The sequence below is a fragment of the Bacillus stercoris genome (assembly GCF_029772985.1).
Lineage (GTDB): Bacteria > Bacillota > Bacilli > Bacillales > Bacillaceae > Bacillus > Bacillus stercoris.
Window position 1 is genome coordinate 68,680 of record NZ_CP121861.1, and the last position, 23,821, is coordinate 92,500.

Sequence of the window (23,821 nt, forward strand, 5' to 3'; positions counted from 1 at the left end):
TTTAATTGTCCTATTACAAACAATACCCATAACGATTAGGATTTAAACCTCAAAAAACGGTTTAGCTGAACAGATAGCTGACTGATTGCTGCTCATGAACGCGAATAATCGCCTCAGCCAGAAGCGGTCCGACTGAAAGCTGCTTAAAGCGTTCAATTTTCTTTTCTTCAGGAAGCTTGATGCTGTTTGTCACAACGAGCTCTTTAATTGTTGAATTATTAATTCGTTCAACCGCAGGGCCTGATAGTACAGGGTGTGTACAGCATGCATATACTTCTTTCGCTCCGTTTTCTACGAGCGCATTAGCAGCAAGTGTAATCGTACCTGCAGTATCAATAATGTCATCGATGAGGATAGCAGTCTTCCCTTCGATATTACCTACAATATTCATAACTTCCGCCACGTTTGGACGCGGACGGCGTTTATCGATAATCGCAATCGGCGCTTTTAGTCGGTCAGCCAGTTTGCGGGCACGTGTCACACCGCCGTGGTCTGGTGAAACAATGACGATATCTTCAAGGTTTTTGCCTTCAAAATATTCTCCTAAAATCGGAACACCCATTAAGTGGTCAATCGGTATATCAAAGAATCCTTGAATTTGCGGCGCATGCAGGTCGAGTGCAATCACACGAGTCGCACCAGCTGTTTCAAGCAGGTTAGCGAAAAGTTTAGCTGTGATTGGCTCACGGGATCTTGCTTTTCTGTCTTGACGTGCATAACCGTAATAAGGAATAACAATGTTAATCGTTTTTGCAGAAGCGCGTTTTAACGCATCTACCATAATCAGCAGTTCCATAATATGCTCGTTAACGGGGTCACTTGTAGACTGGATGATGTAACAATCACATCCGCGAATACTTTCTTCGATATTAATTTGGACTTCCCCGTCACTAAATCTTGTGACAGAACATTTCCCTAATTGAACTCCAACTATATCTGCGATTTCTTTTGCAAGCTCTGGATTCGAATTCAAAGAAAAAATCTTTAAATTCTTATCTCCGTATTGATTAGACATGGATAAACCTCCGAATTTAGGATTATTTTTTATGAATATTTTTCACATAATCGTCTTTATTTACTTGTCTCGCTCTGGCAATAGCAAGCGCTTTTCCAGGTACATCTTCCGTAACAGTTGAACCTGCCGCCACATAAGCGCCTTCTCCGACTGTGACAGGGGCAACCAAGTTGGAGTTGCAGCCGATAAACGCGCCATCTTCAATTTTTGTCAAATACTTATTCTTCCCATCATAATTGACAGTAATTGAACCGCAGCCCAGGTTTACATCAGTGCCTACCTCAGCATCACCGACATAGCTTAGATGAGATGCCTTGCTTCGGTCTCCGAATTGAGTCTTTTTAATTTCTACAAAGTTTCCGATCTTCACTTCATTCCCAATGACAGAATCAGGTCTGATGTGAGCAAAAGGTCCTATGTTTACATCATTCCCCACTTTACTGTGATTGACTACCGATTGTTTAATAACCGTACGGCTGCCGATGGAACTATTCATAATCTCCGTATGAGGGCCAATTATCGTATCTTCTCCGATTTGCACCTCACCTTTAATTACAGTTCCAGGATAAATCACAGTATCGCTTCCGATAACAGCGTCGGGAGAAATATACGTATTCATCGGGTCAATCAACGTCACGCCATTTTGCATATGCCGTTTATTAATACGCTCTTTCATAAATTGTTCTGCTTGAGAAAGAGCAACTCTATCATTAACTCCGAGCGTTTCTTGGAAATTACCAGTCTGGTAAGCGGCAACAGTTTCGCCTTCATTTTTAAGAATCTCTATGACATCCGGCAAATAATACTCGCCTTGGGCATTATCATTAGACACCTGATCAATAGCCCGGAATAGCGCTTCATTGTCAAAACAATACGTACCGGTATTGATCTCAGTTACAAGACGTTCTTCTTCAGAGGCGTCCTTATGCTCAACGATTTTTTGAACCGCTCCGTTTTGGCTGCGAATAATGCGGCCATATCCGGTTGGATCTTCTGCAACCGCAGTTAAAATCGTAGCTTTCGCTTCTCTTTGTGTATGTTCTTTCAGCATCTCTTCCATCGTCTCTGCTGTTAAAAGCGGCGTATCTCCGCAAATGACAATCGTGACGCCTTTTTCGTCAGCAAGAAATGGCTGTGCCTGTTTTACAGCATGAGCAGTGCCAAGCTGTTCTGCTTGAAGCGCGTACTCGCTTTTATCACCAAGCTGCTTTTTCACTTCTTCCGCACCATGTCCGACAATCGTGACAAGCTTCGATAAAGATAATTTTAAGGCTTCGTCCACGACGTGCTCTACCATAGGCTTACCGCAAACTGGATGAAGGACTTTATAAAGCTTCGATTTCATTCTCGTTCCTTGTCCAGCCGCTAAAACAACTGCAAACCGCTTATCCATTTATTGGCCTCCAATATCCCTTTTATCCATAGAAAAATATATCCTAAATATCTTCTGATTTCAAGGAGACTTCATGAAGTGCAAGAATTTTCTATTGAGTGCAAATACGTTTGAAAAATCAGAATTAAAAAAGGACCGCCGGCAAAAGGCTTATGTCAGCCCTTTCAGCAGTCCTTGCTTTTTGGTTATTTTTTAAGAAGCTCCAGCTTCTTCGAATTCTAATGCTTCAGTGTCACCCAGACGATGATACTCATTTAACACGGCATCTTGAATCTTTCCTCGCGTGCTTGAATTAATAGGATGAGCAATATCGCGGAACTCTCCATCAGGGGTGCGTTTACTCGGCATCGCAACGAAAAGACCATTGTTTCCATCAATCACACGAATATCATGTACAACAAATTCGTGATCCAGCGTGATGGATGCAATCGCTCTCATGCGACCATCGGTATTCACGCGGCGTAATCTTACGTCAGTAACTTCCACAGTAGTTCACCACCTTTTCCCTATATAAAAGCATTAGTGTATCAATTCCACGATTTTCTCTGAAATCCTGCTCGTTTTTAAAATATTTTTTGAAAAAATAGGATATAGTTACACAATTAGGTCATATCGCTTTTATTTCGGGCATAAGGTAAATAAAAAAGTGATCCCGGGCACTCCCAGAATCACTTTTCTTATTATTTTACCAATGCAATAACTTCAATTTCGACTAGCGCATCCTTCGGGAGTCTTGCGACTTCCACACAAGATCTCGCCGGTTTGTGAGTGTCAAAATATTGTCCGTACACTTCGTTTACTTCCGCAAACTGTTCCATATCCGCGATAAACACAGTTGCTTTTACAACTGTTTCAAAAGAAGCACCCGCTTCTTCCAGAACCGCTTTTAAGTTGCTGAATACTTGATGAGTCTGCTCCTTAATATCTCCGTTCACCATTTCGCCTGAAGGAGTCAAAGGGATTTGACCTGAGCTGTAAAACATATTGTTGACGATAATCCCTTGTGAATAAGGCCCAATTGCCGCTGGGGCATGTTTTGTGTGGACTGCTTTTGTCATGATTCTGTCTCTCCATTCTTTAAAAGATTGTCTTTAAAAAAACGCAGAAAATTGCCATTCTGAATTTCAATGGACTTCTCTTTCATGTTGATGGTTGAAAGAGTAAGAAGTGACATATATTCATCAACAAGACGTTCATCTACTCCTTCGGCCTCTACTAAGACGCCGATTCCCGCCACATTTGCGTTAAACTCATCCAACAGGTTAATCATACCATTTATTGTGCCGCCTGCTTTCATAAAGTCATCAATAATGAGTACGTTTGAACCCGTTTTCATGCTTCTTTTCGCAAGTGACATTGTTTGAATGCGGTTTGAGGAGCCTGAAACGTAATTAATGCTGACTGTGGAGCCTTCTGTTACCTTATTGTCTTTACGAACGATCACAACAGGCACATTCAAATAGCTCGCAGCTGCGTACGCAAGAGGGATGCCTTTCGTGGCAACGGTCATGACAACATCAATATCGCGCTCTGCAAACACAGAAGCAAACAGCTTCCCTACCTTGGAGAGTACAGATGGCTTTCCTAAGATATCCGTTAAATATACATAACCGCCCGGAAGGATACGTTCAGGATTTGCCAGCGACTGTCCAAGAGTTTGCACAAACTCTTCAGCTTCAGCCTGCTTCATTTTCGGAATATATTTAACGCCTCCGGCAGCACCGGGAACAGTAAGCAAAGTACCGATCCCCTGCTGTTCAAAGGTTTGTTTAATAATTGTTAAATCTTCACTGATCGATGATTTTGCAGATTCATACCGCTCAGAGAAAAAGGTTAGCGGTATTAACTCGTGCGGATGGGTTAACAAGTAATTTGTTAAGTCCACCAATCTGCCGCTGCGACGAAACTTCATGAACTTACCCCCAAAATCCGAATATTTTAAGATCAATATAACTTAACATACGGATTTAATCAAGAGCGTTCTGTTCGCCGATCATTCTCACCGCATAAACTTGATCGCAGAAGCCTCTTAACCCGTTATAAATTCTCTGCACCTTCGACTCATACTGAACCAGTCCAAACACTGTCGGACCGCTCCCGCTCATTAACACGGCATCTGCACCAAAGCGTTTCATCTGGTTTTTGATCATCGCGACTTCAGGATGCAGATCAAGCGTAACAGATTCGAGCACATTGCCTAAACGGCTGCACATCTTCTGAAAACTCTTTTCCTCTATCGCCTCGATCATGCCTTGTACATCAGGATGTCCTATGTCATCCAGTTTCAGCGCTCTGTACACTTCAGCAGTTGAAACACCGATTGTCGGCTTCGCTAAAATGACCCAGCAGTGCGGAGGCGTGCTGATATGTTTAATTTTCTCGCCGCGCCCTGTTGCAAGTGCAGTTCCTCCATAGACACAAAATGAAACGTCGGAGCCAATTTCCGCTCCAAGCTCAGCAAGCGTTTCCGCAGAAAGATTTAAATTCCACAGTCTGTTCAGCCCTCTGAGTGTCGCCGCCGCATCACTGCTTCCGCCGGCAAGACCGGCAGCCACCGGAATTACCTTCGTAATCATGATGGAAACTCCCTTTTTCACGTTGTATCTGTCCTTGATCAGCTTGGCGGCCTGATAAGCTAAGTTTCTTTGGTCATCAGGCACAAAACGGTTGTGGGAGGAAACCCTCACTTCATCCTCTGCCAGCTCCGTCAATTCAATTCGATCAGCTAAATCAATTGTCGTCATGATCATTTCGACTTCATGATAACCATCCGGGCGCTTTCGGGTGACGTCAAGTGACAGATTGATCTTGGCTGGCGCTTTTTCTAAAATACGCATAGCTTTCACCTACTTCTCCATCTAAACATAAGTATGAACATTGTATCACATTTGAAGTACAGGATGAACATATCCATATTCAGCCCATTATGTATTTATATCCAATATAAAAAACCGGGGAACGGCACGTCCCCCGGGTCACATCCTTATCGGTTATTATGATTCTGAGCCATTTGCTGTTCAGCGATTTCAATGGCGCGCTTTACCATATTACCAGCATCGCGGGCCCGAATTTCGCCCCAACCGCCATTTTTTACTGTGTCATAAAAACCAAGGTCCTTAGCCAGCTCATATTTAAACTCATCTGACATAACTCCACGACGTCTGCCCAAACGAAACAACCCCTTTTTTAGAAGTGATAGCCATTCGTGCACGTCACGATAATATGTGACTGTTTTATCTTTTGTTAAATCAAATGGAACTTTCGTTAAAATTACTGGAAACCAAAAAAGGGCAAAACAAAAAGCAGTAAACAAAAGGTTCACTGCCCGTTAAAATGCCACTGAGCTTGCTGCGTCATCATTAAATGTCAGCTCAACAGTCTCAGTCAAAATATCAGCATAACTGTATGAAACTCTTTCAAACGAGTTCTCGTCTTGATCTAGTTGTATCACAAAAACAGAAGGGTACGTCTCAGCTAAAATGCCCGAACGCTCAATCGTTTTTCGGCGGCCACCGTTTGCTTTTAACGTCAGCCTTTTACCTAAATTCCCATCAAGCGATCTTTTAATATCGGACAACGTCTTCGCCATTGCATCCACCTCACTACATTTATTGTACAACACGAGCCCATTTTTGTCAAATAAAATTTAAATTATATCAACGTTAATAAGACGTTGTCAATAAAATTATTTTGACAAAATTCTATGATTCCTCAATTATGTTCCGCAAGTTTCGGTAAATTATGTATCATTATGCAAAATAAAAAAACCGCATAGATCTACTATGCAGGTTTTCAACTGTTATTTGGACTTATAAGGCATACCAATTCTCAGTACTCCTCTTGTTTCAATACCTCCAAGCCCTTTCTCTCTTGTCAGCGTATTACGGAGCACTTCCCATACATTGATTCGTTCCATAAACGGTGTAAAGCTGATCTTCGCGACGATATATACCGGATCAAGCGCATGAATATTTACTCTTGAGGGTGAACTCGCAAAATTTGCACCCGCTCTGATGAGTGATTCAAAATGAGATTGGCAGGCCCCCGCAAAAATAACAAGCTGATCTAAGTGAGGGATCTTTTTTCGGGCGTTATGAACTGTTTCAACAAAGTGCTTAGAATGTCTGTACGCGTTCAAATCATCAATTCCGCCCTTTTGCTTCGAATACGCATCATGCCCTGTGATCACCAGGATATCTGGTCGATATTTGTCGAGCAATTCTTCAATAGAAGCAGACATTTTCTTTTCGTGGCAATGGATGCCATAGACCGGCACTCCAATTTTTTTATAGACATTCAGGCATTTTTTCAGATATGCTTCGTCACCATCCAGATGAAGCACTTTGCCAGGCATATGGAAATAATGCTCCTGATGCTGATATTGGCTTGTCGCAAAGTACTCCTGCTTTTCTCTGAGCAGCTTATAATCCTGGCGGAGCAATTCGAGCGACTCATTCATCCTGCTCTCATCTTTCTTTTTCCGCATCATCTGCTCATCCTTTTTCACTGCCACCAGATCAGAAAAATCCGAATCAGCAATCAGCCTGACTTCATCTCCATGCAAAATGGCAATTGAATTTCCTTTGCTTGTTTGCTCTATTCCTATAATTCGAAACAAAACATCCATCTGATAGGATTTTCTGGCTACCATATCCCCTATTTGAAATTGCACGTTCCTCACTCCACACATAGACTAAGCCTCATCATGAAAGAAAGAGCCTTGAGAAAGCGCCTTTTTTCGCTGAGTCCAAGTTTTTTCTTATCATTGAATGAAAGGTCCTTCTCTAGCCTATGTAGCGGCAGTCCATGTGGTGCGCAAAACAAAAAGCCCTTTTAGAAAAGGGCTTTCCTATTGTTGAAAAAACGCTAAAACGGTTTCTCTTTAGCATTTTTTCTCCTTTCAGCGTGATTGAAAACCCTTGAAGTCTAGGAAAGGCGAGCATCGGAGCGCAGCGAATGTTATAATTCGTGAGCATTGAAGCGCAGTCTTGACAACGAATGCGAGGGTTTGTCGATACGCTGAAAGCCCTTTTAGAAAAGGGCTTTATACAATCCGTTAGACAGCGCTGCGAACTCCTCGATAGACAGGGATTCACCTCGGCGCTTGCCGTCAATATTTGTTTCTTCAAGCACTTGCTCAATCGTTGATTTTTGTGCTTTTCCTTCAGGCAGATTGTTAACTAAGTTATTGAGCAGCGTTTTACGGCGCTGTGCAAAGCTTGCCTTGATGAGCTGAAAGAAAAAGGATTCGTTTTCTACGTCCACTGCCGGGCCGTCTCGGAGAATGAGACGTATGACTGCGGAATCGACATTAGGCTGAGGGACAAATACGGTTTTCGGAACGATCATCACCGTTTTGGCTTCTGTATAAAACTGCACCGCGATTGAAAGCGAGCCGTATTCTTTAGATGAAGGATCAGCCGCCATGCGCTCAGCCACTTCTTTTTGCAGCATGACCACAATCCCTTTCAGCGGAAGATGCTCTTCAAGCAGTTTCATGATAATCGGTGTTGTTACGTAATAAGGAAGGTTGGCTACTACCATAATCTCATCGCAGTCTTGAAATTGTTCTTCAATGACCGATTTGACATCAGCCTTTAACACGTCCTGATGAATGACAGTGACATTGTCGTAAGGTGACAGCGTATCCTTCAGAATCGGCAGTAAACGCTGGTCAATCTCAAATGCCACGACTTTTTTCGCCCGCTTGGCAAGCTGTTCGGTTAAAGCACCGATTCCTGGGCCGATTTCAATGACACCTGTTTTCTCCGTCACTTCCGCGTGATCGACAATTCGGTTTAAAATGTTCGTATCAATTAAGAAATTCTGTCCTAAGCTCTTTTTAAAAGAAAAACCGTATTTCTTTAATATCTCTTTCGTTCTAATCGGTGTCGCAATATCTTTATTCATTCTGTTCCTCCCGCATAACGGTATCGAGCGCACTCATAAAATCACTTTTTTTAATTTGAAACATTTGCAGCCGTTTTTGAAGTTGTTTGCCATTTGTATAGCCGATTTTCAACAGATCACCCAGTCGTTCGCGGCGGCGTTTGGCCGCAGATCCGCCTATTAGTCCGGCATGAATCAAATCCTCAGCCGAAATGTCACTCGGCTGCGCTTCCATCTCCTCATGGACATTTTCTAAACATGCCCTAATGCTTTCAACCGATGCATGCTCCACACCAATTCCCCGCTTGTTTTTAGGTTTGGCAAGATGCTTTGGCAAAAATGCATGCTTACAGCCGGGTACAGCCTCTGAAATGGTTTTGCGGATCTTCTCTCCCGGAAAGTCCGGATCCGTTAAAATAATCACGCCTCTGGTCTTCTGGGCCAAACGGATTTGGTCAATCACATGATTGTCGATGGCTGAACCATTTGTTTCAATTGTGTCTGCATCAACAGCCAATTTGATGCGGGCCGTATCGTCACGCCCCTCGACCACAATGATCTCTTTTATTTTCATTATTTCCTCCAAGACAAAATAAAAACTTTTGTATATTTATGAAACTTTTTCTTATGTCGAGCGTCTAATAAGCAGAAAATACACTTTGTCTATTATAACGAAAAAAACAGAGGGCGCAAAACCCTCTGAATCATAAGTATATATTAATTTAAGACTTTAATTTTGACTGTTTTATTTCCCCATCGGTACGCCGATGATTTCTCTGGGAAAAAGACGTCTATTTTGTTCCCTTTAATCGCTGAACCAGTATCTGCAGCAATGGCATATCCATAGCCTTCCACGTGGACTTTGGAGCCTAGCGGAATGACATTGGGGTCCACAGCGATAACTTTGGCATTCGGATTATTTTTTAAATTGACGCCTGTCGCTGTATGTCCTGAACAGCCGCTGCAGCTTGCCGTATAAGCCGTAGATGATACAGTCATGACTTTTCCTGATGATTCATTGCTGCGGGACACAACTGTTTTTGAATCACCTGAAGCGCTGACCTTTTCAACATTTGGACTGCTCTGCTTTGTGCCGACAGCAATCACTTTATCTTTACTTTGTTCAGCTGTTTCTTCTTTTACAAGCTCTCTGGACACTTCTTTGCCGTTTTCTTTAACGACCTCGAAATGTTTCTTAAGCTTGCCTTCTTTTCCTTTTTGGACGACCTTTTCTTCCCCTTTTTCAAGAGAAGCGTCTTCTTGCTTTTTCACATCGAACGCAATCTTCTCTTCAACTACATCGGTGACCTTTTCGATACGAGTAATTGTAATATCAGCCTTTCCTTTCGTCAGCTTTGCATCTAACGCAGGCTTGATTTTATCTTCGTCTTTTATGTTCATCTTTTGCTGTTTTAAAAAGTCAGCGACCGTAGTCGAAGTCGTCCAGATCTTCTTTTGTTTTCCTGCATCATTCACAGTAACCTGAAATGCGGGCTCTATGTTAATCTTCATGTCTTTCGAAATATCTGTATCTATTGCGGGATCAACTTGATCTTGTTCTTTCACATCAACATCTTGTTCGTCCAGTAATGCACCGACCGTTTTTGCTGTTGACCATAATGTCTTTTCTTCCCCGTTTATTGTAAGCTTCACAGGTTTTGCAGCCTCATACACAACGTCCATATCTGCTGTTATCTTTGTCTGTTTAGCAGGTGTGATCTTGTCTTCGTCTCTTGTCTTGATATCAAGCGTCTCCAAAAGATCACCGACTGTACTTGCATGTGTGCGTATATGTTTCTTTTTGCCATTGATAGAAACTGAGACTGATTGTTTCGTCAGCTCATGAGCCGCGTACGCAGTCCCGCTTCCTGCCAAAAGCAAACAAGCAGCAACCAGAATGACTTTGCTTTTGCTAAGCTTTACGGAAAACAGCTTTTTCATTTTTTGTGTGATGAAAAACGCCTCCTTCTCCTCGGAGAGATTATATAGAGTATCTAAAAGGCTGTCAACCCTCCCTTCTCTTTCTCCCAAAAGCTCAGTGTCTTCTTCATTATCCTGAAATACACTGAGAAACGGAAGAAAGACTTGTCGACAAACCTATCCTATGAGGAGAAGAAAGCATGTAGAACTTTTATAGAAAAACGCTGTAAGGGACAAGCTCTTACAAAACCCGCTAGCGTTTTTTGTCAGTTTATACGGAAAAGTCTTTTCGCATTTTCAGTCGTGATTGAGGCAATCTCCTCAAAGGTCATTTCTTTTAATTCTGCGATTTGTTCTGCCACATATTTCACATAGCTCGGTTCATTTCTTTTCCCGCGGAAAGGGTGAGGCGTGAGAAACGGGCAGTCCGTTTCAATCAGCAACCGGTCATTCGGAATTTCCTTCACTACTTCCTTCGGTTTCTTCGCGTTTTTGAATGTCACCGGCCCTCCAAATGATAAATAAAAATTCATTTTCATGCATTCTCTTGCCACTTCCGCACTTCCTGTAAAGCAGTGCATGATTCCGCCCACAGCTTCTGCGCCTTCCTCTTTCAGAATAGTCACGACATCCTCCGTTGCATCACGGTTATGAATGATAATAGGCAGATTGACCTCTTTCGCTAAGGCAATTTGTTTTCTAAACACCTCTTTTTGAATGTCTTTAGGTGATTTATCCCAGTGATAATCAAGTCCCATTTCACCTATCGCTACCACTTTCTCATGAGCAGAAAGCTCTTTAATCCAAGCTAAATCTTCCTCTGTCATGTCAATCGCGTCAACAGGATGCCACCCGATAGCTGCATAAATAAAATCATATTCCTCAATCATTTCCATCGCACGGGTAATGGTTGGACGGTCAAAACCAACTACGACAATTCGTTCAACTTTTTCAGCTTTTGCCCGTTCAATAACCTCTTCCAGATCAGTATCATATTGTTCCGCATTTAAATGCGCATGTGTGTCAAACAACATAAGTGAAAAACTCCTTTCTTGTCGAAACACAAAAGGTGTTCGACGAATTGTTACACGTGAAACACCTTTTGTTTATCATTATTTAATTCTTGTGCCTTTTGGTAACGACTGATCGATAGATACGACTTTTAAGACGCCGTCTGCTTCCCCTGCAAGGATCATACCTTGAGAAAGCTCGCCTCTCAGTTTAACCGGTTTTAGATTTGTTACACAAACGAGTTTCTTTCCAACAAGCTCTTCAGGCGTATAATGCTTCGCTATTCCGGATACCACTTGGCGCTTTTCAAAACCAAGATCCAGCTGCAGCTTCAATAACCTGTCTGCTTTTTTTACTGGCTCTGCCTCAATGACCTCAGCTACGCGAAGCTCTACATCCATGAATTGATCAATCGTAATTTCAGGTAAACGATCGACCTCTTGCGGCTCTTCTTCTTTTGTTTCTTCTTTCGCTGGTGCCGAACCTTGCATTTTCCCTTTGATATAAGCAATTTCTTCCTCTGCCTCTAAACGTGGGAACAACGGCTCGCCTTTTTGTACTTTTGTATCTTTCAGCTGGCCGAAAGCTGTAATGCTGTCCCAAGCTTTTAAAGATTCATCAGTAATGCCCAGCTGCTCGAACATTTTTTCCGGTGTTTTTGTTAAGAATGGCTGAAGCAGTACCGCTGAAATACGCAATGATTCAGCTAGATGATACATAACGGATTGCAGTTCTTCTTCTTTTGCCGGATCTTTTGCAAGCACCCATGGAGCTGTTTCATCAATGTATTTATTAGTGCGGCTGATGAGCTGCCATAAAGTCGAAAGTGCCACCGAGAACTCCATATTTTCCATTGCTTTCTCATAAGCTTTCACTGTTTCTTCAGCAACCGAAGTGAGCGTTTGGTCAAATTCCGTAACAGCACCTTTGTAAGAACCGATCTGTCCGTCAAAATACTTATTGATCATCGCAACAGTACGATTCAATAGGTTTCCTAAATCATTCGCTAGATCATAGTTGATGCGCTCAACAAATCCTTCCGGCGTGAATACACCGTCAGATCCGAACGGCACTTCGCGAAGCAGGTAATAGCGAAGCTCGTCTAACCCATAGCGTTCAATTAATGTGACCGGATCTACAACGTTTCCTTTTGATTTCGACATTTTTCCGTCTTTCATCAAAAGCCAGCCATGAGCGAATACTTGCTTTGGCAGAGGCAGATCCAGAGCCATCAGCATAATTGGCCAGTAAATCGTATGGAATCGTACAATCTCCTTACCGACTAAATGAACATCGGCAGGCCAATACTTTTGATACAGCTCATCATTTTCTGTATCATAACCTAGTGCTGTTAAATAGTTAAATAGTGCGTCAATCCAAACATATACAACGTGCTTTGGATTTTCCGGCACCTTTACGCCCCAATCAAAAGTGGTACGTGATACTGCCAAATCCTCGAGTCCAGGCTTAATAAAGTTATTAATCATTTCGTTTTTGCGTGATTCCGGCTGGATGAAGGTCGGATTTTCTTCATAGTATTTCAAAAGACGCTCCGCGTATTTCCCCATACGGAAGAAATAAGACTCCTCTTTGATCAATTCAACTGGGTGACCGCTGTCAGGGCTTTTTCCGCCGATGACCTCTCCCTTTTCATTCCGCTCGATATCAACAAGCTGAGTTTCCGTGTAGAACGTTTCATCAGGGATGCTGTACCAGCCTTCATACTCATCAAGATAGATGTCCCCATTATCAAGAAGCTTTTGAAACACCTTTTCAATGACAACTTTATGCCGTTTTTCTGTCGTACGAATGAAGTCGTCGTTTGAGATTTCAAGCTGCTTCCACAGTTTTTGAATATCTGCCGCTGCGCGATCCACATACTCCTGAGGTGTAATGTTTTCCTGTTCAGCTTTTTGCTGAATCTTTTGTCCATGCTCGTCCGTTCCCGTTAAATAGCGAACATCGAACCCTTTTAATCTTTTGTAGCGTGCCATTGCATCTCCCGCGACTGTCGTATATGCATGGCCGATATGTAATTTTCCGCTCGGATAATAAATCGGTGTTGTAATGTAAAAAGTATTGTTTTCTTGCGGCATCTTGAAACCTCCTAATCAGAATGTCAAAAAGCTCCCGCCCAAAGGACGAGAGCGGCGATAAGTGCAAATCATATATGAATATTATTTATATTTATCCTTTATCTATGATACCATCTTAGCCTTTAAGATCAAGAATATATACATATGCCCTGAAAAAGAATAATTAAAATTAAAAATCTTTAATGAAAATAAAAAAAGTCTGTTCGTGTCGAATTTTGTCGTATATAATCAAATGAAATAAAAAACTTTGGTTCGAAAGTCTTGATTTAAAAGGATTTTTAGTAGGATAATAGCTTTATTAAATATTTATAAAATGCTGTTATTTCGGTAGTTTCCAAGACATTACTGACTATAAGAACTAATTCTTACAATCAATAGTAAACAAAATGATTGACGATTATTGGAAACCTTGTTATGCTATGAAGGTAAGGATTTTGTCGAATAATGACGAAGAAAAATATAATTTAAACAAATAAGTATCTCTTGGGAGGAGAATGTTTATGAAATCTACTGGTATTGTACGTAAAGTTGATGAATTAGGACGTGTAGTTATTCCTATCGAATTGCGTCGTACTCTCGGAATCGCAGAAAAAGATGCTCTTGAAATTTATGTTGATGATGAAAAAATCATCCTTAAAAAATATAAACCAAACATGACTTGCCAAGTAACTGGTGAAGTTTCTGATGATAACCTTAAACTTGCAGGCGGTAAATTGGTTCTTAGTAAAGAAGGCGCTGAGCAAATCATCAGCGAAATCCAAAACCAGCTTCAAAACCTTAAATAATCATTTCTTGTACAAAAAACGTTCTTGTTATGACACAAGAACGTTTTTTTATTGCTTAATATGGTAAGCATCGTACATTTCACGCTTTGGTACATTACGGTCGACTGCTGCTTTTTTAATGGCTTCTTTAGAAGTAGCGCCTTTCGAGATGTAATGCTCGACATGTTCTTTCGCAGTGAGGGTTTCCCACCATTGTTCTTCCTCATCTGCTTCTTCATTATTACTTCCTTCTACGACAAGACAAAACTCGCCGCGTATCTGATCCTCGTTTGCCCATTCGATGACCTCGGATATCGTTCCTCGGATAAACTCTTCATATTTTTTAGTGAGTTCACGCGTTACAGCAATTTCTCGATCCCCTAATATCTCTGCCATCGCTGACAAGGTTTCCTTCAATCTGTGAGGCGCTTCATAAAAAATGATCGTTTCCCGCCGTTTTTTAAGGGCTTCAAGCTCCTTCTTCTTTTCTTTTTTCTGTCTGTTGAGAAAACCGTAAAAGAAAAAAGGCTGCGGTACAATACCTGAAGCAATAAGAGCTGTTAATGCAGCGTTGGCTCCAGGCAACGGAACAACATAACCGCCTATATCCGTAAAATCTTTCACGATTTCAGCTCCAGGATCAGAAATTGTCGGCAGACCGGCATCACTGACAAGAGCAATGTTTTTTCCCGATTTCAGCCATTCAATAATTTTGTGCCCACTGCTTTCTTTATTGTGTTCATGATAGCTGACCAGCGGTGTTTCAATTTCATATACATGACAAAGCTTTTTCGTTTGCCTCGTATCTTCCGCAGCAATCGCATCCACTGATTTCAGCGTATCGATCGCCCGGAATGTCATATCCTCTAAATTTCCGATTGGGGTTGGGACCAAGTAAAGAATTCCCATGTCCGACTTTCCATTAAAGCTCATTTGGCGCCTTAACATATACAGCCTCCTTGCTGTTCCGCTTTTCTTCTATATAAAGCTCTTTTTTCTTTCGAGTTAGTTTTTTGAAATAATATTCAGCCTGCATAGCTTCCCGTTTGGTATCGAAAGCTTCAGCAAAAATCAATTCAACCGGACGTCTTACTTTTGTATACTTTGCGCCCTTTCCGTCATTGTGTGTTTTCACCCGTTTATGCAGATCGTTGGTATACCCGGCATACCAGCTATTGTCCCTACATTTCACGACGTAGAAGAAATGATTATTTGTCTCCATATAAAATGGTCCTGATCTCTTTTGTATATTCATTTTGTTCATCATAAACGAACAAAGGAGGAAGAATTTTTAAATCTGGACGCCCGCCTTTGATTCCTTCAACCAAAATGGTATTGGATTCTTTCCCTTGCTTCGGATAGACAAATTGCACACGCTTTGGCTCGATTTGATAAGCCTTCATCAGTTCAAAAATCTCCAGAAGCCGTCCCGGCCGGTGAACAAGTGCTGCTTTTCCTCCTTGTTTGAGCAGCTTGCTGCTGACTGAAATGACATCCTCCAGTGTGCAGTGGATTTCATGTCTTGCGATTCGGAGATGCTCGTTCATGTTTTGTTCAGTTTGTTTCGGCGTTTTAAAATACGGCGGGTTGCAGGTGACAACATCATATCGATTATGCCCCAGCTTCTCCGGCATGTTTTTCAAATCATCATGTATGATCTGAATCTGATCCTGCAGCTTATTGTACTCCACACTGCGAACAGCCATATCATGCAGCCGTTCTTGAATTTCGACTCCAAGAATATCTGCTTTTGATCTTGTACTGAGCAGCAGCGGCACAATGCCATTGCCGGTGCACAAATCAACAATTTTTCCTTTTTGTATCGGAACGTACGCAAATTTGGACAGAAGCACAGCGTCCAATGAAAAAGCAAACACCGTTGGACTTTGTATGATTTTCATGTCCTCTGCCAGCAAATAATCTAACCTTTCATCATCACGTAATGAAACCATCTTCTTATCCTTTCAGTACCTTTGAAAAAGGCTCCCGTCTTATGCGGAAGCCTTTTCCCTATTTTTTATTTAAGAATGACAGACAGAAAAGACAATCTTCTTTTCGAACACTTCCATAGTGGACATTGCAGATATGAAATCCTTCTTGATACAGTCGTGCCAGATTATCATATCCTTCCCCTATATCTGTTTGCTCTGTCTTCTGTGTTTTTGATTCTTTTTTATCAGCTTTGAACTTTTCAATCTGCTGCGTCGTATCGTCCAGCCGTTTGCGCAAATGCTTGTTTTCAAGCTGTAAATGATGATTTTCCTCGATCATCTCACCGATATGCTGCTTCAAATCCCCCAGCTGCCGGTACAGTGAACCAATTTGTTCTTCTAAGTTAATGACTGTATCAAATAACTCTTTTTTATCCAAGGTTCCACACCTCGTTAATCTGTGGTTTGTGCGGATACGACGCCCTCTTCCAAGAGCTCTTCCCAAGTATATTCTATCACTTTTTCACGGTTTATCAGTTCCACCTGAAGCACCCGTTCCAGAATATTTAGTCCGACGACCTTCGCGGGGCCGTTTGCTGTCGTAATCATTTCTCCAATATCCGGAAGCTGTTCTTTTGCGGTCTCATACTCATCGTTCTCATATTTTAAACAGCACATCAAACGTCCGCAAAGACCTGAAATCTTCGTAGGATTTAAAGACAAGTTCTGATCCTTGGCCATTTTAATGGAAACGGGTTCAAAATCTCCAAGAAACGTTGAACAGCAAAGCATTCTTCCGCAAGGACCGATTCCTCCGAGCATTTTCGCCTCATCCCTCACTCCGATTTGGCGCAGCTCAATTCTTGTCTTAAAGATAGAAGCCAAATCCTTTACAAGCTCTCTAAAATCCACTCGGCCGTCAGCAGTGAAGTAAAAAATGACTTTATTGCGATCAAACGTGAATTCAACATCAACCAGCTTCATATCCAAGCCGTGTTCAATTACTTTCTTTTGGCAGATATCAAATGCTGATAGTGCTTCTTGTTTATTCTCTTCTACAATGAGAAGATCGCGCTCGTCAGCCACACGTATCACTTTTCGAAGGGGAAGCACCACATCATGCTCATCCACCTGTTTATTTGCAATCACGACCTGGCCGTACTCAACGCCTCTGACAGTTTCTACAATTACGCAGCTGTCATGTTCTATATGAAATCCATTCGGATCAAAATAATATATTTTACCCGCTTTCTTAAAGCGGACACCAATTACATTGTACAAGCTTATCCCTCCTGCAACATTAACACCAAGTGCTCCATTAATCCTTGTACATTCACATTGGAATGAAGCCGTTTCTTTGCTTCTAAAACAGCAAGTATCTGATTCGTAACGCTTTGTTGTGTTGATTGTAGCGCATGCTGTTTTATTGATTGGAATAAGTCTTGATAAATCAATTTATCTTCATTTCCTATTTGGATGGACAACACATCACGATATATCAATAAGAGCATATCAAGACCCATTTCTTGATGGGTTTTTTCTTTGAAAAAGGGCATCCATTGATCTTGAATAAAGAAAAAAGCATGTCCTTTCCGCTGGTGTAGGACTTCATACAATTTTATCACTTTCGCTCTAGACTCTGCAAACTCATCATTTCGACTTAATTCGACTGCTTCTGCCACATTATTGGTCATGTTGGCCAGAAGCCTTGCCATATGAGGCGAGACGTCCTGTTCGATCAGTCTGTCTTCAATTGCTTTTGGCTGCAAAGGTTGAAAGGGAAGGGTTTGGCATCTTGAAATGATGGTATCCAATAACCTTTGGGGCTGCTCAGTGATGAGGATGGCCATTGTGTCTTTATTCGGTTCTTCTAAAAATTTCAGCAGGCTGTTCGCCGCATTTGCTGTCATTTGATCTGCGTGCGAAATAATATACAGCTTTTTATGCGATTCAAGCCCGGTCTTAGAAAACTCTTCTTGCAACGCTTGAATTTGCGCCTTTTTGATTGATAAGCCATCAGGCTGAACAAGATGGAGATCGGGATGGTTCCCCGACTCTATCCGTTTACAGTTTCGGCAGCTCTCACAAGGCTCCGCGCCATCCTCCAAACAAAAGAAGCTTTTTGCAAGAAGCAGCGCGGCATCAAGCTTGCCTGTTCCTTTTTTCCCCTCAAACAAATAAGCGTGTGATAATCTGTCCTTCTCAATACTATTATATAAAAGCTTCATCACTCTGGGCTGAAGCTCGCTCATTTCCTTCCAGGATATTGCCATTGTATCACTCTCTATGTGTAAAGGTTAATCAATAAACCTTTTATTTCGCCAATACGCTCCAGCAAATCAATTGCCGATTGTTCCTGATCCATCATCTCTTCTGTAAGCTGTATCAATTTTTCATCTATTTCTTTCACAAGTCCCAGCGTTCTGCTGTTCCCGTAAAGATCAAAGCTTTTCGACGTTTCATGTGAAAGGCCGCTGTCCACAGCTTCTTTGACAAAACGTTTCACAAGTCCTTTAAATCTCGCTAAGTCTTTAAAGTTCCGCGATTTCGTTAGCCTTTTTCCAAATGCCTCTATGTCGGATAACAGCCTGGTAAGCTGATCAAGCTTCAATTTGCTGCTTTGGTTTTCCATTGATGTTTTAAATGATGCTGTGATCTCAGATGTTTTCACAGAGGGAAGCTGCTTATTATCTATAAATGTACGTATATCTTTATTAATTTTCACAGTTTCAAATCCTTAAAATTGATGAAATTCATCGACTGGAAGGACAAATACTGTCGCTCCGCCAACTTCAACTTCGACTGGATAAGGGACATAAGAATCAGCATTTCCGCCCATTGGAGATACAGGGGCAATCATTTGGTCACGTTTCTGTCCGTTTTCTTTAATAAGACTCAACGCTTTATTGACGCGTATATCCTCAACACCAATCATAAACGTTGTATTGCCTGATTTAAGAAATCCTCCCGTCGTCGCAAGCTTTGTGACCCTGAAGTTGTGATCCGTTAAGGTTTTCAAAAGTCTGTTGCTGTCCTGATCTTGTACAACTGCCACTATCAATTTCATCTGTGAAGGCCTCCTTTAGATTGGAAACAACATGATCTCGTTTACATTATTATATCAACTATTGGGAAACAGGTCACAATTGAATTTTTTTCAATGCTTCATTGATCACCTTTAGAACATCCTGAACGACAAGGTCTTTAGATTGCCCGGCATCAACTGAATGGAATCTTTCCGGAAATCGTTTCATCAGCTCTTGATAACCTTCCTGTACCTTTGTATGAAAGTCCAGTTTTTCTAAATCGAGCCTATTTTTCTCCCGTGAGCCGTTTGCATAAATACGCTTCAGTCCTTCTTCCGGATCAATTGAAAAATAAACCGTTACATGGGGCATCATATCTCCAATGGCAAATTCATTAATGGACAGAACCTCATCAATTCCAAGTCCTCTTGCATATCCTTGATACGCAAGCGAACTGTCTATGAATCTGTCGCAAAGAACGACATGCCCCTCTTCTAAAGCAGGTTTTACTTTTTCAACTAAATGCTGGCGTCTCGCAGCCGCATATAAGAGAGCTTCTGTTTTTGGGTCCATTAATGTGTTGTGCTCATTCAGAATAACCTCTCGAATTTGTTCTGCAATATCTATTCCGCCCGGCTCTCGAGTTGCCATAACCTGAAGGCCTTCAGCTGACAGTATGTTTTTGATTTCCTGGAGAACAGTTGTTTTCCCCGCCCCTTCAGGACCTTCGAATGTAATAAATAAACCGCTCATGATTTCTCCTCTTCTATATAAACAAGTAGTTGTTTCTCTTTGATTTTCATATTCCCTTGAACATGCGTTTTCATGCTGATCAAGCGGCTGAGCTTTTGCACACTTTCTTTTGTTATTCTTTCTCCCGCCATAATCATCGGGATACCCGGAGGATAAGGGATGATATCCTCTGCATTCAGCCGGCCTGCCGCTTCCCCAAAGTCCACATATTCTTTCTTAAACGAATGTAAGACCTTTTTTTGATAAGGCAAGACAGTAACAGGCTGTGCTCCCCATTCAGCAAGCACAAACGGCTGATCCGGAGGCGTTTTCTCAATCTCCTCATCAATGCTTCTAATGGTTTCAGCGTTTATTCTCCGTTTTCCTCCCAGTGGGAGAACGAGCAGTACTTGATTTTCGTCAGCAAGCTCAGTGAATATGTTGGCACGCTCTAATATGCTTTGCAGTGTATAGCCAGAATGCCCGCGTTTTGAACGAATGGTAAGCTTCAGCGGGTCCGCTATAACCTGTGTATTAGCAGGGTTAACAGCTTCTGCATTTGTAAGTGAATCAAACGTTTGTTTAAGTGTTTGTATTCGCTGCAAAATGTCAGGAAGCTTTTGTTCTTCTTTAATATGCTGTACATAAGCACGGGCAATGTCTAACGAAGCCATAATCGGATAAGACGGGCTGCTGCTTTGTAATCGGTTTAAATACTCTGCCACCCGATCCCTGTTAACTCTGCAGCTGCTGTTGAGGTGCAAATAAGAGCCCATCGTCATGGCAGGCAACGTTTTGTGGGCCGACTGAACAACAATATCTGCCCCCATTTTTAAAGCTGAGACTGGAAAAGGCTCTCCTAAAATAAAATGTGCGCCATGTGCTTCGTCCACCAAAACAGGAATCCCGTAATGATGGGCCTCCGTAATGATTTCGGTCAAATCAGCACTATGTCCATAATATGTGGGATTGGTCAGTACCAAGCCTTTCGCATCAGGATATGCTGCCAAGGCTTCTTTAATTGTACCAAGCGGAACATGCATAGGCACATGCATCGCTGGATCAACGTCAGGTGCGAGATAAACCGGCTCTGCACCAGCCAAATCAACAGCATGAAATACAGACTTATGACAGTTTCTTTGAACCAAAATTGTATCACCAGGTTCACAAACAGATAAAATCATCGCTAAGTTTCCGACAGTCGTACCGTTCACCAGAAAAAAACTCTCGGCCGATTCATATAATTGACTGACAAGCTCTTGCGCTTCCTTAATTACCCCGGAAGGATGATGGAGATCATCCAGCCCTGCCAGTTCAGTTACATCAATGGTGAGAAGAGGATCGAATATTGACTTGGCGTCATCAAAAAAGACATCTCCATTGTGATGTCCCGGAACATGAAATGAATGAGAATTTCTTCTCGCATGTTGAATTAATGCTTTATATAAAGGTGTGTTCATGAAAACAATCCTTTGAATGTGTCTTCTTACACTTTATTATATCGTGCCTCTGACAGAACTTAAAGCCAGACTTACTGGTAACTATCTTTCCTTTATTGTAAGCAGCTTTTGCTTTAGGTCGCCTTCCATCATCATGAGCTCTTCTTCTGCCTGACGGCGTTTGATTCGTCCTTCTTCTTGTATAGTCAATGTTTCTTCAAGCGTGCTTATTAAGCTTTCCTGCACCTTTTTTAAGGTATCTATATCAACAAGGCCTCGTTCATTTGCCCGTACGGTTTCAATTGTATTGGTTTTTAAAAGCTCCGCATTTTTCAGCAAAAGCTCATTGGTTGTATCCGATACTTTCTGCTGTGCATCCACTGCATTCCGCTGCCTTAAAAGTGTCAGTGCGATCGTAACTTGATTTTTCCAAAGCGGAATCGCTGTCACAATGGATGACTGGATCTTTTCAGCTAACGCTTGGTTTGTATTCTGAATCAGTCTGATTTGCGGAGCACTTTGGATTGTAATTTGCCTGCTCAGCAGCAAATCGTGCACCCTTTTATCTAATCGGTCAGCAAATTGCATCAAATCATTTACTTCTTGAACGGCCATTTGGTTATGATCACTCGATTCAGCCTGTTGCTTCAGTTCAGGAATTGTTTTTGTTTTTAATTCCTCCAGCTTCAGTTCTCCTGCAGCAATATAAACATTCAGCGCTGCGAAATACTCTTTATTTTTTTCATATAACTGCTCTAATAGTTTATTGTCACTGATTAAAGCATTTTTAGAGTGCTCCAGCTTCAAGCTGATTCTGTCTATCTGCACGCTGGTCTTTTGATATTTAGACAGCACCTCTTGAAGAGAATTTGATACTCTTCCAAACATGCGTGCCAAAAAACCCTTTTTCTTAGATTGAAGATCATCAGGATTTACTTGCTCCAGCTTTTTCATCAGCTCTCCAAGTATTTCGCCAATCTCTCCGACATCCTTCTTTTGAACATGGTTAATCATATCATGAGAAAAGTTCAGCAGTTTAGACTGAGCTTGTGAACCGTATAAGACAATGCTTTGCATATTTTTATGATCAATCTGTCCCGCAAGCTGAATTGCTTTTTCCTTGTTTTCCTCGGGAAGAACATCAACAAGCCGTACTTGCTCTTTCTCTGCTTTTACAGCCTCCGAACCTGATATCTCTATATCACCACCAAAAGGGTCTGCCAATAATTCATCTATATGAAGGTCGCTTTGATCTCGGTTCATCGCTTTTACCCTCTTCCATTATTTCTTTAATGAATGTTTTGCTGCATCTAATTCAAATTGCAACTCGTCAATTTCATCACCCATTACTTGAGTTAAATCTTCCTCTAAACGCTTGGTCAATTCAGTAAGAGTAATGCGTGTCTCACTTAACGACATCGACAATTCTTTGCTTTTTTTCGGGTGAGATGATAGAAAAGCATACTTCTCTGTCAATTCAACAACCGAATCGAGAGTTTGATAAAAAAATCGCTCTGCCTGATAAAACCGCTTTGGCTCTTTTTTGGTTAGTAAATAAATCCTTCTGACAAGCCTAAGGATTTCCGCATTTTGCTTAAACATTTGAATGCTTTTAGCCTGAAACAATGCTTTTCTAAGACGTATGATTTTCCGCCTTGCTTCCTCTAGGTTTTTCTTAATGTAAGCATACTCTCTTCCTGTCAATTCATGCTTTTTAAGAAATAACCGTCTTGCATTCCAGATACCTGCTGTGTATACGACTGCTCCTGAAGCAAGCCCATAAACAAGAGATAAAAAAAGCGACTGATTTAAACCGAAAAAGCACAATATCCCTATGAAAACAAAAGTCGCACTGCTAGTTAAACTCCACATTAAAAAGTGAAAAAATCTCTGCATGAGATAATCGACTCCTGTGTCTATACTCAGTTTTAATATTATTATCTACTACGTTCAACCCTTAAACAAGTTTCATCTTCTTTTTATTATGAAGCGTACAAAAAAAGACCTTTTCAGGTCTATGAATATAATGGCGGTGTATGAATGCTCTTTAGTTTTTTCACGTAAAAGGCATAGTCAGGATCAGAAGTTGATGTAGAAATTACTTTTCTCTCACAATCTAAGCATATGAATTTCGTATAAAGATGAATGCCTCTATTCTTCTCTTGATCACAAATCACACATGTATGATTATGTTTAGCTGTTTCGTCCACCTTCTCCACCTCCGTACAATTAGCCTCCCCTTAAAACGGCTATTGTATACACTATTTAGATCTTTTTGAAACTTGGAATCAGTATATGGGCTATATAAGCTCTCGGTGTTTGTATTTGTTTGTTTTTCTCGATCTTGAGTAAACAAAAAACCCAGCTCAATGAGCTGGGTTTAAACTTGCTTGGCGGCGTCCTACTCTCACAGGGGGAAACCCCCGACTACCATCGGCGCTGAAGAGCTTAACTTCCGTGTTCGGTATGGGAACGGGTGTGACCTCTTCGCTATCGCCACCAAACAAATTGAGAGTGTTCTCTCAAAACTAGATAACAGGTATGACATCATTCAAAATGTGGTTAAGTCCTCGATCGATTAGTATCTGTCAGCTCCATGTGTCGC

28 protein-coding genes and 2 rRNA genes (1 of these 30 cut by a window edge) are annotated in these 23,821 nt (G+C 41.5%); 1 reads left to right on the forward strand and 29 read right to left on the reverse strand.

Features of this window, described 5'->3' with window-relative positions; all coding sequences use genetic code 11:
- Positions 1-61: 61 nt before the first annotated feature.
- From QA442_RS00375 to metG, 14 genes are all read right to left on the reverse strand, one after another.
- A complete protein-coding gene (locus QA442_RS00375; protein ID WP_003218353.1) occupies positions 62-1,015 on the reverse strand; it encodes a ribose-phosphate diphosphokinase in 954 nt (317 codons plus the stop codon).
- Positions 1,016-1,037: 22 nt separating this feature from the next.
- The gene (gene glmU / locus QA442_RS00380) at positions 1,038-2,408 is read right to left on the reverse strand and encodes a bifunctional UDP-N-acetylglucosamine diphosphorylase/glucosamine-1-phosphate N-acetyltransferase GlmU (RefSeq protein ID WP_040081070.1); all 1,371 of its coding nucleotides are present in this window, start codon (positions 2,406-2,408) and stop codon (positions 1,038-1,040) included.
- 192 nt (positions 2,409-2,600) lie between these two features.
- On the reverse strand, positions 2,601-2,894 hold the full coding sequence (gene spoVG / locus QA442_RS00385) for a septation regulator SpoVG (RefSeq protein WP_003218346.1): 294 nt from the start codon (positions 2,892-2,894) through the stop codon (positions 2,601-2,603).
- Between the two features lie 194 nt (positions 2,895-3,088).
- Positions 3,089-3,466 (reverse strand): 2-iminobutanoate/2-iminopropanoate deaminase, encoded by a 378-nt coding sequence (ridA, locus tag QA442_RS00390; protein WP_003226738.1) that lies wholly within the window; start codon positions 3,464-3,466, stop codon positions 3,089-3,091.
- On the reverse strand, positions 3,463-4,320 hold the full coding sequence (gene purR / locus QA442_RS00395; RefSeq protein WP_014662485.1) for a pur operon repressor: 858 nt from the start codon (positions 4,318-4,320) through the stop codon (positions 3,463-3,465). The genes ridA and purR overlap by 4 nt, the downstream gene beginning before the upstream one ends.
- Before the next feature lie 55 nt (positions 4,321-4,375).
- Positions 4,376-5,245 (reverse strand): 4-(cytidine 5'-diphospho)-2-C-methyl-D-erythritol kinase, encoded by an 870-nt coding sequence (gene ispE / locus QA442_RS00400; RefSeq protein ID WP_095432921.1) that lies wholly within the window; start codon positions 5,243-5,245, stop codon positions 4,376-4,378.
- Positions 5,246-5,391: 146 nt separating this feature from the next.
- Positions 5,392-5,577, reverse strand: coding sequence for a small, acid-soluble spore protein, alpha/beta type (locus QA442_RS00405; protein ID WP_040081073.1), 186 nt, complete (start codon positions 5,575-5,577; stop codon positions 5,392-5,394).
- A gap of 159 nt (positions 5,578-5,736) precedes the next feature.
- On the reverse strand, positions 5,737-5,997 hold the full coding sequence (gene veg, locus QA442_RS00410; protein WP_003218330.1) for a biofilm formation stimulator Veg: 261 nt from the start codon (positions 5,995-5,997) through the stop codon (positions 5,737-5,739).
- 210 nt (positions 5,998-6,207) lie between these two features.
- On the reverse strand, positions 6,208-7,080 hold the full coding sequence (gene prtG / locus QA442_RS00415; protein ID WP_095432920.1) for a sporulation-specific protease PrtG: 873 nt from the start codon (positions 7,078-7,080) through the stop codon (positions 6,208-6,210).
- Between the two features lie 359 nt (positions 7,081-7,439).
- Positions 7,440-8,318 (reverse strand): 16S rRNA (adenine(1518)-N(6)/adenine(1519)-N(6))-dimethyltransferase RsmA, encoded by an 879-nt coding sequence (gene rsmA, locus QA442_RS00420; protein ID WP_014662482.1) that lies wholly within the window; start codon positions 8,316-8,318, stop codon positions 7,440-7,442.
- Complete coding sequence (rnmV, locus tag QA442_RS00425) at positions 8,311-8,871, reverse strand: ribonuclease M5 (protein WP_095432918.1); 561 nt, start codon at positions 8,869-8,871, stop codon at positions 8,311-8,313. Before rnmV ends, rsmA begins: the two co-directional genes overlap by 8 nt.
- A 143-nt stretch (positions 8,872-9,014) precedes the next feature.
- Entirely contained in the window at positions 9,015-10,328 is a 1,314-nt protein-coding gene (locus QA442_RS00430; RefSeq protein ID WP_095432917.1) for a ubiquitin-like domain-containing protein, read from the reverse strand.
- A 155-nt stretch (positions 10,329-10,483) separates the two neighbouring features.
- On the reverse strand, positions 10,484-11,251 hold the full coding sequence (locus QA442_RS00435) for a TatD family hydrolase (RefSeq protein ID WP_014475570.1): 768 nt from the start codon (positions 11,249-11,251) through the stop codon (positions 10,484-10,486).
- A gap of 78 nt (positions 11,252-11,329) precedes the next feature.
- A complete protein-coding gene (metG, locus tag QA442_RS00440) occupies positions 11,330-13,324 on the reverse strand; it encodes a methionine--tRNA ligase (protein ID WP_095432916.1) in 1,995 nt (664 codons plus the stop codon).
- Positions 13,325-13,818: 494 nt separating this feature from the next.
- Here metG and abrB point away from each other — a divergent pair, with 494 nt between their 5' ends.
- On the forward strand, positions 13,819-14,109 hold the full coding sequence (abrB, locus tag QA442_RS00445) for a transition state genes transcriptional regulator AbrB (RefSeq protein WP_003226760.1): 291 nt from the start codon (positions 13,819-13,821) through the stop codon (positions 14,107-14,109).
- Between the two features lie 48 nt (positions 14,110-14,157).
- On the opposite strand, the gene rsmI is transcribed toward abrB, so the two are convergent.
- The 15 genes from rsmI to QA442_RS00520 all read right to left on the reverse strand — a co-directional run.
- Positions 14,158-15,036 (reverse strand): 16S rRNA (cytidine(1402)-2'-O)-methyltransferase, encoded by an 879-nt coding sequence (gene rsmI / locus QA442_RS00450; RefSeq protein WP_014662478.1) that lies wholly within the window; start codon positions 15,034-15,036, stop codon positions 14,158-14,160.
- Positions 15,011-15,310 carry a GIY-YIG nuclease family protein gene (locus QA442_RS00455; RefSeq protein WP_014662477.1) on the reverse strand — a complete coding sequence of 100 codons (300 nt, stop codon included), beginning with the start codon at positions 15,308-15,310 and terminating at the stop codon, positions 15,011-15,013. Before QA442_RS00455 ends, rsmI begins: the two co-directional genes overlap by 26 nt.
- The gene (locus tag QA442_RS00460) at positions 15,297-16,040 is read right to left on the reverse strand and encodes a tRNA1(Val) (adenine(37)-N6)-methyltransferase (protein ID WP_095432915.1); all 744 of its coding nucleotides are present in this window, start codon (positions 16,038-16,040) and stop codon (positions 15,297-15,299) included. Before QA442_RS00460 ends, QA442_RS00455 begins: the two co-directional genes overlap by 14 nt.
- A 58-nt stretch (positions 16,041-16,098) precedes the next feature.
- Positions 16,099-16,458, reverse strand: a complete 360-nt coding sequence (gene yabA / locus QA442_RS00465; RefSeq protein ID WP_003218308.1) for a replication initiation-control protein YabA — start codon at positions 16,456-16,458, stop codon at positions 16,099-16,101.
- 14 nt (positions 16,459-16,472) lie between these two features.
- On the reverse strand, positions 16,473-17,300 hold the full coding sequence (ricT, locus tag QA442_RS00470) for a competence/sporulation regulator complex protein RicT (RefSeq protein ID WP_003226767.1): 828 nt from the start codon (positions 17,298-17,300) through the stop codon (positions 16,473-16,475).
- Positions 17,301-17,302: 2 nt separating this feature from the next.
- Positions 17,303-18,292 (reverse strand): DNA polymerase III subunit delta', encoded by a 990-nt coding sequence (gene holB / locus QA442_RS00475; RefSeq protein ID WP_095432914.1) that lies wholly within the window; start codon positions 18,290-18,292, stop codon positions 17,303-17,305.
- 11 nt (positions 18,293-18,303) lie between these two features.
- Positions 18,304-18,744 (reverse strand): YaaR family protein, encoded by a 441-nt coding sequence (locus tag QA442_RS00480; protein WP_071582142.1) that lies wholly within the window; start codon positions 18,742-18,744, stop codon positions 18,304-18,306.
- Positions 18,745-18,756: 12 nt separating this feature from the next.
- The gene (darA, locus tag QA442_RS00485) at positions 18,757-19,086 is read right to left on the reverse strand and encodes a cyclic di-AMP receptor DarA (protein ID WP_003242755.1); all 330 of its coding nucleotides are present in this window, start codon (positions 19,084-19,086) and stop codon (positions 18,757-18,759) included.
- A 73-nt stretch (positions 19,087-19,159) separates the two neighbouring features.
- Positions 19,160-19,798 (reverse strand): dTMP kinase, encoded by a 639-nt coding sequence (gene tmk / locus QA442_RS00490; RefSeq protein WP_014662473.1) that lies wholly within the window; start codon positions 19,796-19,798, stop codon positions 19,160-19,162.
- Positions 19,795-21,237 (reverse strand): aminotransferase class I/II-fold pyridoxal phosphate-dependent enzyme, encoded by a 1,443-nt coding sequence (locus tag QA442_RS00495; protein WP_095432913.1) that lies wholly within the window; start codon positions 21,235-21,237, stop codon positions 19,795-19,797. The genes tmk and QA442_RS00495 overlap by 4 nt, the downstream gene beginning before the upstream one ends.
- An 81-nt stretch (positions 21,238-21,318) precedes the next feature.
- The gene (locus tag QA442_RS00500) at positions 21,319-22,479 is read right to left on the reverse strand and encodes a toxic anion resistance protein (RefSeq protein WP_095432912.1); all 1,161 of its coding nucleotides are present in this window, start codon (positions 22,477-22,479) and stop codon (positions 21,319-21,321) included.
- Positions 22,480-22,497: 18 nt separating this feature from the next.
- Complete coding sequence (locus tag QA442_RS00505; protein WP_071582145.1) at positions 22,498-23,112, reverse strand: 5-bromo-4-chloroindolyl phosphate hydrolysis family protein; 615 nt, start codon at positions 23,110-23,112, stop codon at positions 22,498-22,500.
- A 119-nt stretch (positions 23,113-23,231) separates the two neighbouring features.
- On the reverse strand, positions 23,232-23,426 hold the full coding sequence (csfB, locus tag QA442_RS00510; protein WP_095432911.1) for an anti-sigma-G factor: 195 nt from the start codon (positions 23,424-23,426) through the stop codon (positions 23,232-23,234).
- Between the two features lie 178 nt (positions 23,427-23,604).
- Positions 23,605-23,720, reverse strand: a 5S ribosomal RNA gene (gene rrf / locus QA442_RS00515).
- A gap of 54 nt (positions 23,721-23,774) precedes the next feature.
- Positions 23,775-23,821 (reverse strand): 23S ribosomal RNA (locus QA442_RS00520) (it continues 2,881 nt past the right edge of the window).